10 protein-coding genes are annotated in these 13,328 nt (G+C 56.8%); 4 read left to right on the plus strand and 6 right to left on the minus strand.

All coding sequences use genetic code 11. From position 1 onward, the window contains the following. The first annotated feature begins 128 nt into the window (after positions 1–128). Both ACOSDM_RS02110 and ACOSDM_RS02115 read left to right on the plus strand, forming a co-directional pair. Entirely contained in the window at positions 129–2,210 is a 2,082-nt protein-coding gene (locus tag ACOSDM_RS02110) for a hydantoinase/oxoprolinase family protein (RefSeq protein WP_420722822.1), read from the plus strand. 25 nt (positions 2,211–2,235) lie between these two features. Then, positions 2,236–3,882, plus strand: a complete 1,647-nt coding sequence (locus ACOSDM_RS02115; protein ID WP_420722823.1) for a hydantoinase B/oxoprolinase family protein — start codon at positions 2,236–2,238, stop codon at positions 3,880–3,882. Here ACOSDM_RS02115 and ACOSDM_RS02120 read toward each other — a convergent pair. Then, positions 3,879–5,327, minus strand: coding sequence for an MFS transporter (locus tag ACOSDM_RS02120; protein WP_420722824.1), 1,449 nt, complete (start codon positions 5,325–5,327; stop codon positions 3,879–3,881). The two genes, ACOSDM_RS02115 and ACOSDM_RS02120, sit on opposite strands and share 4 nt — an antisense overlap. A gap of 158 nt (positions 5,328–5,485) precedes the next feature. On the opposite strand from ACOSDM_RS02120, the gene ACOSDM_RS02125 reads away from it, so the two are divergent. Both ACOSDM_RS02125 and bhcA read left to right on the plus strand, forming a co-directional pair. Further along, positions 5,486–6,379 carry a LysR family transcriptional regulator gene (locus ACOSDM_RS02125; protein ID WP_420722825.1) on the plus strand — a complete coding sequence of 298 codons (894 nt, stop codon included), beginning with the start codon at positions 5,486–5,488 and terminating at the stop codon, positions 6,377–6,379. A 171-nt stretch (positions 6,380–6,550) separates the two neighbouring features. Continuing rightward, positions 6,551–7,717, plus strand: coding sequence for an L-aspartate--glyoxylate aminotransferase BhcA (bhcA, locus tag ACOSDM_RS02130; protein ID WP_420722826.1), 1,167 nt, complete (start codon positions 6,551–6,553; stop codon positions 7,715–7,717). Positions 7,718–7,751: 34 nt separating this feature from the next. Here bhcA and ACOSDM_RS02135 read toward each other — a convergent pair whose 3' ends face one another. From ACOSDM_RS02135 to ACOSDM_RS02155, 5 genes are read right to left on the minus strand one after another with little or no spacing between them, the layout of a single operon-like run. Next, positions 7,752–8,852 carry an NAD(P)/FAD-dependent oxidoreductase gene (locus ACOSDM_RS02135; RefSeq protein ID WP_420722827.1) on the minus strand — a complete coding sequence of 367 codons (1,101 nt, stop codon included), beginning with the start codon at positions 8,850–8,852 and terminating at the stop codon, positions 7,752–7,754. Beyond that, positions 8,849–9,871 carry a histone deacetylase family protein gene (locus ACOSDM_RS02140; RefSeq protein WP_420722828.1) on the minus strand — a complete coding sequence of 341 codons (1,023 nt, stop codon included), beginning with the start codon at positions 9,869–9,871 and terminating at the stop codon, positions 8,849–8,851. Before ACOSDM_RS02140 ends, ACOSDM_RS02135 begins: the two co-directional genes overlap by 4 nt. Positions 9,872–9,907: 36 nt before the next feature. Continuing rightward, positions 9,908–10,834, minus strand: coding sequence for a 3-keto-5-aminohexanoate cleavage protein (locus ACOSDM_RS02145; RefSeq protein WP_420722829.1), 927 nt, complete (start codon positions 10,832–10,834; stop codon positions 9,908–9,910). 13 nt (positions 10,835–10,847) lie between these two features. Beyond that, a complete protein-coding gene (locus ACOSDM_RS02150) occupies positions 10,848–12,203 on the minus strand; it encodes an aspartate aminotransferase family protein (protein WP_420722830.1) in 1,356 nt (451 codons plus the stop codon). After that, the gene (locus ACOSDM_RS02155; protein ID WP_420722831.1) at positions 12,200–13,285 is read right to left on the minus strand and encodes an ABC transporter ATP-binding protein; all 1,086 of its coding nucleotides are present in this window, start codon (positions 13,283–13,285) and stop codon (positions 12,200–12,202) included. Before ACOSDM_RS02155 ends, ACOSDM_RS02150 begins: the two co-directional genes overlap by 4 nt. Between the last annotated feature and the right edge of the window lie 43 nt (positions 13,286–13,328).

Below are 13,328 nucleotides of genomic sequence, written 5' to 3' on the forward strand. Positions count from 1 at the left end.
ACGTTGCCAGATCGATGGTATAGAGGGAGCATTCTGCCGCCCCCGGATAGACCATAACGGTCGCTGCATCTGCTGGTTCGGGAAATGGCAGAAGGGCACGCTTTTTTGACAGTATAAAAAGGGGCATTATGGCACGCTTGGGCATTGATATTGGTGGAACTTTTACAGATTTTGCCCTCATCCGACCTGATGGTGCGACCGCAGTTCACAAGCGGCTGACGACACCGCGAGATCCGGCCCGCGCCGTATTGGAAGGGGCTGCGACCATCGTTCAGGAAAATGATCTCTCCATCAATGACATCACCGAAATCGTGCATGGCACGACGTTGGTCACGAATGCGCTGATCGAACGGCGGGGCGCGCGTGTCGGCATGCTGGTTACCCAGGGCTTTCGCGACACATTCGATATTGGTCAAGAACAACGCTATGACCTGTATGACCTGCGCCTGCAATTTGCCGAGCCGCTGGTGCCACGGGCGCTGAGGGCGGAGATTGGCGAAAGGATTTGGCATGATGGCAGCGTACTAACCCCCCTGGATCCGGCAGAGGTCGAACAGAAGGTCGCAGATCTGGTGGAACAGCAGGGCGTGGAGGCGATTGCGATTTGCTATATGCATTCCTATGCCAATCCCGATCACGAAGAACAAAGCCGCCAGATCGTCGCCCGGCGGTTTCCGAATCTGTTCGCCGGCACATCTTCAGACGTTTTCCCCTATGCCCGTGAATTCGAACGATGGACGACGACCTGTGCGAACGCCTATTCGCAGCCCTTGGTGGATGCCTATTTAAAGCGGCTTGAACAGGGATTGGAGGATTTAGGATATCACGGTCAGTTGGTCATTATCGGTTCCAGTGGTGGATTGACGACGCCGGACACAGCGCGACGATTCCCGGTCCGCCTGTTGGAATCAGGGCCTGCGGCAGGGGTTCTGATGTCTGCTCGTCTTGGGCGGGATCTTGGTATTGATAATCTGTTGTCGTTTGATCTGGGGGGAACAACCGCCAAGGGAGCCCTGGTCAAGAAGGGCCTGCCCTATAAGACCTATGAATTTGAGGCAGCGCGAACCTATAAGCATAAAAGCGGCAGTGGTTTGCAGTTGCGTATTCCTGTCATCGATATGTGTGAAATCGGGTCGGGTGGTGGCAGCATCGTGTCAATCGACAGCCTGAACAGACTTCGGGTTGGGCCGCGCAGTGCCAGTTCTGAACCCGGTCCCGCCTGCTATGGGCGCGGGGGGCATGATGCAACACTGACCGATGCCAATTTGACGCTGGGATATCTGGATCCAAAAGGCTTTCTGGGCGGCCGCATGACGCTGGATGCAGGGGCGGCACAGGGTGCCATTTCCCGATATGCAGATCCTTTGAATCTGGATGTCATTCGCGCCGCCTGGGGTGCCCATGATGTCGCCAACGAAGATATCAGCCGCGCCTTTCGCGTTCATGCGACAGAGCGGGGATTTGACTATCGTCGGGCCGTGATGACGGCATCCGGAGGCGGGGGACCGTTGCATGCCGCGCGGATCGCCCGGAAGCTGATGGTGCCGAAAGTGATCTTTCCAGCCGGTGCTGGTGTCATGTCCGCCTTTGGCATGCTGGTTGGTGCCATGGCATTTGAAACCGTTCGATCAAATCGCATGAAGATCGATGACCTGGATGCCGACAGTTTCGATGCGGCCATGGCCCCGGTTGAGACGTCGGCGATGTCCTACCTGTTGGAAAACAATCTGTCCCGATCCCAGATTACCCTGGATCGGCGTTTGGACATGCGATATTGCGGCCAGGGTTATGATATTGAAATCCGCCTGCCCGATGGGGTTTCATCAGTCGATCTGGTGTCCCAGCTGCGCCCCTTGTTTGAGGTGGCCTATCGTGACGTCTTCGAAACCTTGCTGGACCTGCCCCTGGAAATTGTCAGTTGGAAGGTGGAGGCCCGTGGCCCCGATCCTGATTTTCCCCTGATTGGGGGAGAAGTAACCTCCCGCACCGTATCGAAAGATGCCTTGAAGGGGCATCGCCAGGCCTATTTCGGACTGGCCGGTGGAATGATCGATTGTCCGGTCTATGATCGATATTTATTGCGCGCAGGGGATGTCGTGGAAGGTCCTTGCCTGGTCGAGGAAAACGAATCCACGGTGTTGTTGGATGCGGGGGATACGGCTTCGGTTCATCCCAGTGGTCATTTGATGGCCGAAATCGGTCAGGCTTAACGAATTATTTTAGGAGTTTGGTGGAATGTCTGCCCCTCAGTCTTTCGACGCTATCGATCTTTCCATCATGTGGGATCGGCTTATCTCCATCACAGATGAAGGGGCTGCGGCCCTGGTGCGTACATCCTTTTCCACGTTGGTTCGGGAAGGGTTTGATCTGTCTGTTCTGATTTTTGATTTGCGGGGGCGGATCATCGCACAATCCGCAAAATGTATTCCGGTTTTTATCGGAACGGCATCAACTACCCTGCGCCATATGCTGGACAAAATCCCACCGGAAAGCCTGGAAGCAGGGGATGTTGTTGTGTCCAATGATCCGGTATTTGGCACCGGTCATATGTATGATATCGCGGTGATGCGCCCGATTTATCTGAAGGGTGATCTGGTCGGCTATGCTATGAGCATCAGCCATTTGCCCGATATCGGGGGGATGGGCTTTTCCGCCTCCGCGACGGAGATTTATCACGAGGGGCTGCGGCTTCCCGTCGTAAAACTGGTGAAAGCCGGTGTGGTCAATCAGGATTTCATGAACCTGATCCGCCTGAATGTGCGGGTGCCCGATCAGGTGATCGGCGATATTCACGCCAATATCAGTTGCACCTCCGTCGTGACCAGACAGGTGGTGGATTTCATGGAAACCTACGGCTGCTCTTCTCTGGAGCCGCTGGCCAATGCGATCCTGCAACAATCGGAAGACGCCTTGCGTCAGGCCTTGCTGGCCTGGCCGGACGGACAGCATACCGGCGAAGTGCTGGTGGAAGCGGGGGAGGAAACCAGGCGTCTGGTCTGTACCGTGAAAAAGCTTGGCGACCGTTTGTCTATTGATTTTACCGGCACGGAAGGCTGTGTTCGGTTCGGCTCGAACGTGCCGATCTGCTATACGCGCTCCATGGCGCTGTATGCTGCAAAGTGCCTGACAACACCCATGATTCCCAATAATGAGGGCTCCTCTGCCCTGATTGAGGTTTCCGCCCCGGTCGGCTGTATCCTGAATGCGGTACCGCCCGCCCCATCGGCAGGGCGTCATGCAATCGGGCATTTCGTGGTGCCGCTGGTCTTTGACACGGTGTCTAAGATTCTGCCCGATCAGGTTGCGGCAGATAGTGGCCTGATTGATTTCCTGACCTTGCAAGGGCATTTGCCGGACGGGTCGGGCATGTCGGTGACGTATTGCGCTGCTGGGGGCTTTGGCGCGTTGCAGGGGTTGGATGGGCGACAGACAACGCCTGGATCGTCCAATATGGGCACAACCCCGATTGAAGTGTTTGAATCGCTGAGTGGCCTGCGCGTTGAAGAAAAGATCCTGCGTCCCGATTCCGGTGGTGTGGGACAGTATCGCGGCGGCGTTGGTCAGGTCGTATCCATGCGCAATATGACTGGTCAGGATGTAACCGTACATGCCATGTCCAACCGCACCCGCTTCCCCGCGAAAGGACTGTTCGGGGGTGGAAATGGCGCGCCCAGGGCGCATCTGATCGACGGGCGGGAAACCAGTGGGCAGGGATCTTTCCGCCTGCCCCCCAACAGCGTTCTTACCCTAAAACAGGCAGGCGGCGGGGGGTATGGTTCCCCGAAAGACCGGCCCCGGGATGCTGTGCGCCAGGATATTGAAGATGGCTTTCTGACCATTGAACAAGCGCGTGAAACCTATGAGTATGACGGGGCTGCTTAGTGTTGCGGGGTCTCTAACGGGACCCTACCCGATGCGCGTTTGTAGGTTATGATCGCCAGGCACAGGGCAGAGGCAATTATAAGGGTCGCCACAGCAAAGGTTGTGTGCATTCCCGTTGCAACGGCCGTCGGGGCCGCTTTGACAATATCGGACCTGCCAACGCCATAGGTAAAAATCGTCCCCATCACAGCGGCCCCTGTGATCAGCCCCAGATTACGGGACAAATTCAGCATACCGGAAATAACGCCGCGCTGATCGGTCGGGACGGGAGACATGATCGCTGTGTTATTTGCTGATTGGAATAATTGATAGCCTGGCGACAATACTGCGATGGCGGCGATGTAGCCGATGATGCCAAACTCTGTGGGCATAAGGGCCAGGGCCAGGCAACCCAGAACCATCGCAAACAACCCCAGGAACATGATCCTGGATACGCCCAATTGATCAACCAGCCATCCTGATGGGACGCCGCAGATTACGGACAGGACCGGGCCAACCGTCAGGATCAATCCGACCAGCGCCGCGTTCAGGCCCAAGGCAAGCGAAAGATAGAACGGGAACACGACCAGGGTCGCCATCATAACGGTCGCGACGCAGAAATTGGTAATCAGGCCGGTGGTTAGACTTAAATCGCGCAGTGCGGATAATTCGATCAACGGGGCCGATGCAGCCTTTTCGACCCGGATAAACAATCCTATCGTGATGGCACACGCTATAATCAATCCAATGTTAAGCCATTCCAGCGTTCCGTTGCCAATTGTTACGGCCAATGCATAGGTGCCCAGGGCCCCTGCGAGGAAAAGTGTTCCCCATCCATCAAGTCTGGATCGCGTATCTTTGACCCGTGCGTCATGTGCCGGGATCGTGCGCAGAACCAACACTGTGTTCACAAGGCCCAAGGGCACGACGATCAGGAATATCGCATGCCATCCTGGGCCTGCCAGCAACAATCCGCCCAGAGAGGGGCCCAATGCGGTGCCAATAGCGGACATTGTTCCCATCAGCCCCATTGCCGTGCCAATTTTTTCAGGCGGCACCGTGTCGCGGATCAGGGCCAGGCTTAATGCCATAAGGACGGCAGCCCCAACACCCTGTAACGCGCGGGCGGCAATCAAAATGGGCAGCGTTGGAGAGGCCCCGCACAGAAGGGAAGCCAGGGTGAATAGAATCAAGCCACCGGTCAGGACACGTTTATGACCCAGAATATCCCCTAAGCGACCCGCCGTGACGATCATGATTGTTATCGCCAGCAGATAGGCCAGCACCACCCATTGAACCGTATGGAAGGGCGCATCGAAGGCTTCCGCAATTGCGGGCAGGGCGACATTTGCGATGCTGACACCCAGCGATGCAAGCAACATAGAGACCGCCAATGCGACAAGCGCCCAGGGGGACGTGCTGCGTGGCGGTGTGGGTGTGGTAGGGGATGGTGAATTGAAACTCACAGAAGACTCCGACCTTGAACGAATTGTGTTTGCTATTGGTGAAATTTAACCCGCTTCCTGGTATTGCGGAAGGTGCATCATTTACATTTTATTATTGCGTTTAACGCCATACCAAATGGATCGAACTGTGTTATCCTTCTGCGATGATACGGCCCGATATGAATTTGCTGATTACGCTGGACGTGCTGCTGTCGGAAGGCAGTGTCACGCGGGCGGCGAAGCGTTTGAATCTGAGTGCTTCCGCGATGAGCCGGGCGTTGTCCCGACTGCGGGAGGCAACGGGTGATCCCTTGCTGGTTCGGGCGGGCAGGGGGCTTGTCCCAACCGCGCGCGCCTTAGAAATGCGCGATTCCGTATCAACATTGGTGCAGGAGGCCGCACGGGTCCTCAGCCCAACAGAAGTGCCGGATTTAAAGACCGTGACCAGAACTTTCACAATCCGCACACGGGGTGGATTTGTTGAAAGTTACGCCCTCAGGCTGTTGGAGCGAATTCAGCAGGAAGCACCGGGAATTTGTCTTCGGTTCGTGCATAAATCCAACAAGGATTCGGAGGCACTGCGTGATGGGTCCGTTGATCTGGAAACCGGGGTTCTGGACATATTGACCGGTCCTGAAGTGCGCATGCAGTCCCTGTACGAAGACCGATTTATCTGTGTTGTGCGACACGGTCATTTCTTGAGCCAAGGCGACGTGACAGTGGATCGATTTTCTAAGGGGCGGCATATATTGGTTGCACGGCGCAGTCCCGACGCATCGCGCCCAGATGAGATGTTGAAAGCCATGACGCAGGGTCGGGATATCGCAATCGTGGTGGAGGAATTCACGACCGCTTTGGCTCTGGTTCAGAAATCTGATCTGATCGCGACGGTGCCGGAGCGTTTTACGGAGCACTTGCGGGACGGCCTGTTCAGCTTTCCCTTACCGTTTCCGATGCCTGGCTTTTTCATATCCTTGTTCTGGCACCCCCGAATGGATGCAGATCCGGTGCATCGTTGGCTGCGCTCCTGCATAAGAGAGATTTGCAAAGACCCCATTCCCGATAAAGTTTAACGTCTGATCACTGTGGTTAGTGCAGGGGGTGGATTTTTATTTTTATCGATGTATTTGGCTGTCGAGTGTATTGCCGTCGATAGTCAAGACCTGTGTGTAGAATAATTGTGTTGATTTAATTGTCTGCCTAAAAAGCTCAAAATCATAAAAACCTTTTTCCGAGGAACGTCCATGTCCACACAAAATCCTGTCTTTATTCCCGGCCCGACAAACATTCCGGAACGTCTGCGCCATGCGATGAATGTCCCTACCATGGATCATCGTGCCCCTGATTTCGTTAAGATACTGGAACCGTTGCTGGCGGATTTGAAGAAGATATTCAAAACCGAAGCAGGGACAGTAATCACCTTCCCGGCAAGTGGCACCGGTGGGTGGGAAGCGGCCCTGACCAATACGCTATCGCCCGGTGACAGGGTTCTGATCGCGCGCTTTGGCATGTTCTCCCATCGTTGGATTGAGATGTGCCAGCATCTTGGCCTGGACGTGGATGTGATTGATTGCGCCTGGGGCGAAGGTGCCCCGGCGGATGAATATGGCAAACGCCTGGCTGCTGATACCAACCACAAGATCAAAGCAGTCCTGGTGACCCATAATGAAACCGCAACCGGTGTTACCAGTGATGTTGCGGCGGTACGCAAAGCGATGGACACAGCACAGCATCCAGCACTGCTGTATGTCGATGCGGTCAGCTCCTTGGGATCGATTGATTTCCGTATGGATGATTGGGGTGTTGACCTGGCGGTTAGTGGCTCGCAAAAGGGGTTCATGCTGGCGACCGGCATGGCGATTGTTGGCGTCAGTCCAAAGGCATTCGCAGCCGCTGAGATCGCGAAATGCCCCCGCTGTTTCTTCGATATTCGTGATATGGCCACCGCAAATGCGAAGGGGAATTTTCCCTATACCCCGCCCGTGCCCTTGATCATGGGATTGCGCGAAAGCGTCGCTATGCTGTTGGAAGAAGGACTGGATCAGGTCTTTGCCCGGCACCATCGTCTGGCCGAAGGTGTGCGTTTGGCAGTACAGGCCTGGGGCCTGCGCCTGTGTGCGACGAAACCTGAATTCAATTCTGATTCAGTCAGCGCGATATACGTGCCAGATGGCTTTGACAGCAATGAATTGGTCAATCACGCCTATAAGACTTATGGCGTTTCCTATGGTGTCGGTTTGGGGAAGGTGGCTGGCACGGTCTTCCGGATCGGTCATTTGGGCATGCTGACGGATACATTGATGCTGTCTGGGTTGGCGACGATTGAAATGGCAATGAAGGATTTGGATTACCCCATCCAGTTGGGATCTGGTGTTGCCGCTGCCCAGGAATACTATCGCAAGGGTCGGTAAGCGCACCACACTAGCGTTTCAATCCCCGGTCAGATCAAGCCAGTCTGGCCGGGGACAGGGCTTCCAGGACTGTGGCCCCAAGGGCACTATCACGGCCCAGGCACAAATCTGCGGCCAGTTGGGATAGGGCGGGGGAGGTTTGAATGCCGTACCCGCCCTGTCCTGCCAGCCAGAAGAATCCCTCTGCCTGTGGGGAGAATCCAACGACCGGTGTGCGATCAGGGGCGAAGGTGCGCAAGCCTGCCCAACTGCGTTCCACCCGGGTTACGGTCATCTTCATTGATTGTTCAAATCGGTCCAGCCCTTCCGCCAGCACCATATCATCGGCCCAGGCGTCATGTGCCTCAACCGGGTCTTCATCCGCAGGGGAAACGATCAGCAGCCCGGCCTCCGGCTTGGCATACCAGGTCTCAGACGCGCTGGCGACCAGCGGCCAATGGGTGATGTCATAACCATCCGGGGCGGGCAGCAGCGCTGCGGATCGCCGCATGGGGGTCAGGCCAAGGGGCTTCAGTCCCGCCATCCTGGCAATAGTATCGGCCCAGCCCCCTGCTGCATTGACAACAATGGGGGCTTCAAAAGTGCCCTGTGGTGTCTTGATATGCCAGACAGACCCCGCGCGTGTCAGGGCGGTAACCGGGGCCTTGGTGATAATCTCCCCACCGGCATGGCGCAGGGTGCGGGCAAAGGCCTGAAACAGCCTGTCCACATCGATATCCTGGGCGGATCGTTCAATCGCTGCGGCGGCAACAGCCTCTTCCCGCAACAGGGGGAACAGATTGATGGCTTCGGCCGGGGACAGGCGTTCAATCCCTTCCGCCCCATTCAGATAGGCTTCAAGCTCTGGAATCTCTTCTTCCCGGGCAACCAGCATTTCCCCTCTTGGGGACAGGACGGACGTTTCCCCAATCTTTTCTGGGTTTTGTAACAGCGGCTCTGATGCGGCATTCAGTGCGCGCAGTGTCGCATTGCCATAGTTGCGGATATAGATCGCTGCGGATCGTCCCGTGGAATGGCTGCCGATAACATCTTCGGTTTCCAGCACGATGACTTTTGCATCCGATGCCATCATGGCCGCTGCGCCGATCCCGGCAATGCCTCCTCCGATGACGATGATATCGGCGGTCTTGCTCATACGCTTTCAAAGCCTTTCAGCACGCTGGTCAGATTCGCACCCAGGGCATCGGACAGATAGCCCCCTTCCTGAATCAACAGAGTGGGCAGGGCCAATCCCCCAATCGCCGCTCCGATGCGACCGAAGCCTTCCGTCGTGATCGCCAGACCTTTCAGCGGGTCTTCTTCATAGGCATCCAGGCCCAGGGCCACGATTACGACATCTGGCCCAAAACTGCGGATCGCATTCAGGCCAGGTTCCAAGGCTTCCATATAATCGGAATCGGAGGTGCCGCGCGTCAGGGGGATGTTCAGATTATAGCCCAGGCCAGGGCCATCACCGCGCTCATGCGCATGGCCCCAGAAGAAAGGGTAAAAGCGGATCGGGTCGGCATGAACCGACACGGTGAAGACATCGCTGCGGTGATAGAAAATCCCCTGGGTGCCATTGCCGTGATGAACATCGACATCCAGAATGACCGGGCGCATGCCCGCACGCACGCATTGTTCCGCTGCAATCGCAGCATTGTTCAGGAAGCAGAAGCCGCCTGCCATATCGGCAAAGGCATGATGGCCCGGTGGGCGACACAGGGCATAGGCGGCGCGGTCTCCATCGATCACCAGATCAGCGGCAGTCAGGGCAGATTGCGCCGACCAATATGCCGCCTGCCAGGTGCCTGCCGCGATTGGGCAGGCCGTGTCTGCCTGGTGATATCCCGCCTGACCGACAGCAGATTTCGGGTAGCTGGCAAAACGACGGTCAGGATGGATGTTTGGAATAACCTCATCCGACGCCCCCTCAATCCGGGACCAGCGTGTGTGGATGGTTTCCAGAAAGGACAGATATTCAACACTGTGCACAATCGACAACGGCCCCATGCCATGATCTTCCGCAGCGGTGAAGGCGCAACCGGCATTCTCTGCCCCGGTCATCAGCGCATCAATGCGGGCGGGCTGTTCCGGACTGGGCAGAACGACCCCATTGGCCATGAAATGCTTGGGATCATGCTGGCGTTGGGTTTCGTCGAAGATGGCTTTCATAACGCTCCTCACCGGCCGGGTGGCCTTTGCGTGAACTTAAAAACTAGTGCGGTCTGCGCCCTTCAGGCCCAGGATCGCGCGGGCCTCTGTGGGGTTGGCGACATCTCTGCCCAGACGCTCCACGATTTCCCGAATTCTGGCAACCTGTTCTGCATTGGATTTCGCCAGGACGCCTTTGGACAGATAAATGCTGTCTTCCAGCCCGACCCGCACATGCCCGCCCATGGCTGCGGCGATGGTCGTCAGGGGAATCTGGTGACGCCCCGCGGCCAGGACCGAAAACTGATAGTCGGTGCCAAACAGGGCATCGGCGGTTTGCTTCATATGCATCAGATGGGACGGGTCTGCCCCAATACCACCCAGCACGCCAAACACGAACTGAATGAAGAAAGGTGCCTGGACCAGACCGCGATCGGCGAAGTGGCGCAGCATGTACAAATGGCCCACATCATAGCATTCAAATTCAAACCGTGCGCCACGGTTCTGTCCCATTTCTGTCAGGATATGAGCGATGTCGCGGGGGGTGTTTTTGAACACCAGATCATCGCTGTTTTCCAGAAATGGTTTTTCCCAGTCGTATTTCCAGTCGGTGATCCGATCAACAGCCGGATACAGGGCGAAATTCATGCTGCCCATATTCAGGGAACACATTTCCGGTTCCACCTGCAACGGGGCTTCCAGCCGCTGGTCCAGGGTCATGGTCGCGCTGCCGCCGGTGGTCAGGTTGATCACAGCATCGCTGCGTTGCTTGATGATCGGCAGGAAGGCCATGAAATGCTGGGCACTGGCGGAAGGCCGACCATCCGCCGGGTCCCTGGCATGCAGATGCAAAATCGATGCGCCAGCTTTTGCGGCATCAATTGAATTCTCCGCGATCTGTTCCCCTGTAATGGGCAGGTAGGGGGTCATGGAGGGCGTGTGTATGGACCCCGTAACCGCGCAGGTGATGATAATCTTACTCATAAAGGGGCCTCACTTACGCTGCGGCAGAGACGGGCAGATCCACCTCTTTCGCAAAATCGCCCAGCGCTTCAGTCAGGGTTGTCAGAACTTCCCCGACCTGTTCTTCGGTAATGGTCATCGGGGGGCAGACCAGGAAATGATCGCCTTCATATCCGCCGCGCGTGCGCCGGGAATAGATGATCAGTCCCTTGTCATAGGCAATCTCAACCAGCCGATCAAACGCCGCCAATTGCTTTGGCAATGGGAGCATTGTTCTGCGGTCCGACACCAATTCAAAGGCCAGCAGCAACCCCTTCCCCCGCACATCACCAATGAAGGGGAACCGATCCATCAGCTTTGTCAGGCCCGCCTTCAGCAGGTCACCCATGGCGGTCGCATTGACCATCAGGTTCTGACTTTCAATTTCTTCGATCACCGCAAGTCCTGCCGCGCAGGCCAGCGGGTTTCCTGCATAGGTGAAGCCATGGATAAAGCCGCCCTTGTCCAGCACAGGTTCCACCAGGCGCTCATGCGCAACCATCGCGCCCAAGGGGGAATAGCCTGCTGCAAACCCTTTGGATACGACCAAGATATCGGGGGCGACGTCCCAATGCTCGGCCGCAAAGAATTTCCCGGTACGTCCGCCGCCGGTCATGACCTCGTCATGGATCAGCAGCACGCCATATTTGTCACAGATTTCACGAATGCGCTGGGCATAGCCAGCCGGAGGCACCAGCGCACCGGTCGACGCGCCGCCCACGGGCTCCACGATGAAGGCCAGCACGGTTTCCGGCCCTTCCTCCAGGATTTTTGCCTCCAGCATATTGGCGTAATACAGCCCAGTCGCTGGATCATCGGCGTTCAATCCATCCAGATAGGCGCGAGGGGCCGGGATCTTTGGCATGGATTTCATCATCGGGTCGAAAGGGGCGGTCATCGGGGCATAGCCGGTCAGCGCCAGCGCACCAAGGGTGCAGCCATGATAGCTGGGCATGCGGGAAATCACCTTGTAGCGCTGGGCCTGACCAATCGCCAAAGTGTATTGCCGGGCCAGCTTGGTGGCGCTTTCAACCGCCTCGGACCCGCCGGAGACAAAGAATACCCGCTCCAGGCCGGGTGGGGCCAGGGCCGCAGTCTTGGCCGCCAGGCGCTCAGCCGGTTCCGTTTCAAAATGCAGGCGATAGCCGAAGCTGGATTTCTCCATCTGGGCGCGCATCGCTTCCAGAACGCGGGGATTGGAATGACCGATATTGCAGACCATCGCGCCGGATGACCCATCCAGATAGCGCTTTCCATCAACATCCCACATATAAACGCCCCGCGCCCGATCCAGAACCGGGCGGCGGCGACGGGTTTGATAAAACAGGTGACTCTTAGGCGGTGTGCTCATTCCTGGTTTCCTGGTAAGGCGGTGCAATCGCGACCGCGCAGATGAACGGATACTGTGTCTCCTTCGGCGAATGGATGCTGATCGATCATGTTGATGACCTGCATCTGATGTGCGCCGACACGGACGAAATAGCGCGCCGCCTGACCCTGATAGTCAACCGCTTCAATGGTGCCTTTCGCGGTGATTCCGTCCTGCGGAGCAGAACCATCTGACGACAGGGTTACCTTTTCTGCCCGAACGACAAATTTGACAGGACCTTTCCTGTCCAGCTTCGGGGCGCGGGATTTGGGAATGCTCAACCGGCCCAGATCCGGCACGTCCAATGAAACCTCCGTGCCATCCAGGTCCAGACACTGGGCCGACAGGATGTTGGATGTGCCCAGAAAGCTGGCGACGAATTCGCTGGCTGGCGTGTTGTAAACCTCTTCTGGCGCGCCGATCTGTTCGACCCGACCATTGGACATCACGACCACATGATCACTCAGCGCCAGGGCTTCGGACTGGTCGTGGGTCACAAAGACTGTGGTGACACCGATGCGGTGTTGAATGCGTTTCAGTTCCACGCGCATATCTTCGCGCAGATTGGCGTCCAGCGCGGACAGGGGTTCATCCAGCAACAGGACGTCTGGTTCGATGACAATCGCGCGGGCCAGCGCGATACGCTGCTGTTGCCCGCCGGACAAGGCCTTGGGATAGCGGTCACCAACATGGGGCAACTGCACCAGATCCAGGGCCGTTTTTACTTTCTCTTCTGCATCCGCTTTCGAGATGTTGCGATATTTCAGCCCGAAGGCGATGTTTTCTGCGACAGTTTTGTGGGGGAAAAGCGCATAATTCTGAAACACCAGACCCAGATTGCGCTTGTGGATCGGCACATCATTCATGCGCTTGCCCTTGATCTTGATTTCCCCTTCGGTGGGGTCCAGCAATCCGGCGATCATGCGCAGGGTCGTTGTCTTGCCGCAACCAGACGGCCCCAGCAAGGTCACGAAATTCCCTTCCGGAATCTCCAGCGACGTTTGATGCAGGGCAGTAAAGCTGCCGAAGCGTTTTACGATATCTGTTAGGGTGACGGCGCTCACGGGCTGTCTCCGATCTACGGGTTCACTTAGGAATTCCAAGGTG

It is taken from the genome of Hwanghaeella sp. LZ110 (assembly GCF_048892525.1).
GTDB lineage: Bacteria > Pseudomonadota > Alphaproteobacteria > UBA8366 > Aestuariispiraceae > Pacificispira.

Bases quoted from the DNA above. Each gene is read 5' to 3' on its own strand.
- ACOSDM_RS02140 (WP_420722828.1), bottom strand. From the start codon at position 9,871: ATGAAAGCCATCTTCGACGAAACCCAACGCCAGCATGATCCCAAGCAT.
- ACOSDM_RS02110 (WP_420722822.1), top strand. From the start codon at position 129: ATGGCACGCTTGGGCATTGATATTGGTGGAACTTTTACAGATTTTGCC.
- ACOSDM_RS02125 (WP_420722825.1), top strand. From the start codon at position 5,486: ATGAATTTGCTGATTACGCTGGACGTGCTGCTGTCGGAAGGCAGTGTC.
- ACOSDM_RS02115 (WP_420722823.1), top strand. From the start codon at position 2,236: ATGTCTGCCCCTCAGTCTTTCGACGCTATCGATCTTTCCATCATGTGG.
- ACOSDM_RS02135 (WP_420722827.1), bottom strand. From the start codon at position 8,852: ATGAGCAAGACCGCCGATATCATCGTCATCGGAGGAGGCATTGCCGGG.
- ACOSDM_RS02145 (WP_420722829.1), bottom strand. From the start codon at position 10,834: ATGAGTAAGATTATCATCACCTGCGCGGTTACGGGGTCCATACACACG.
- ACOSDM_RS02150 (WP_420722830.1), bottom strand. From the start codon at position 12,203: ATGAGCACACCGCCTAAGAGTCACCTGTTTTATCAAACCCGTCGCCGC.
- bhcA (WP_420722826.1), top strand. From the start codon at position 6,551: ATGTCCACACAAAATCCTGTCTTTATTCCCGGCCCGACAAACATTCCG.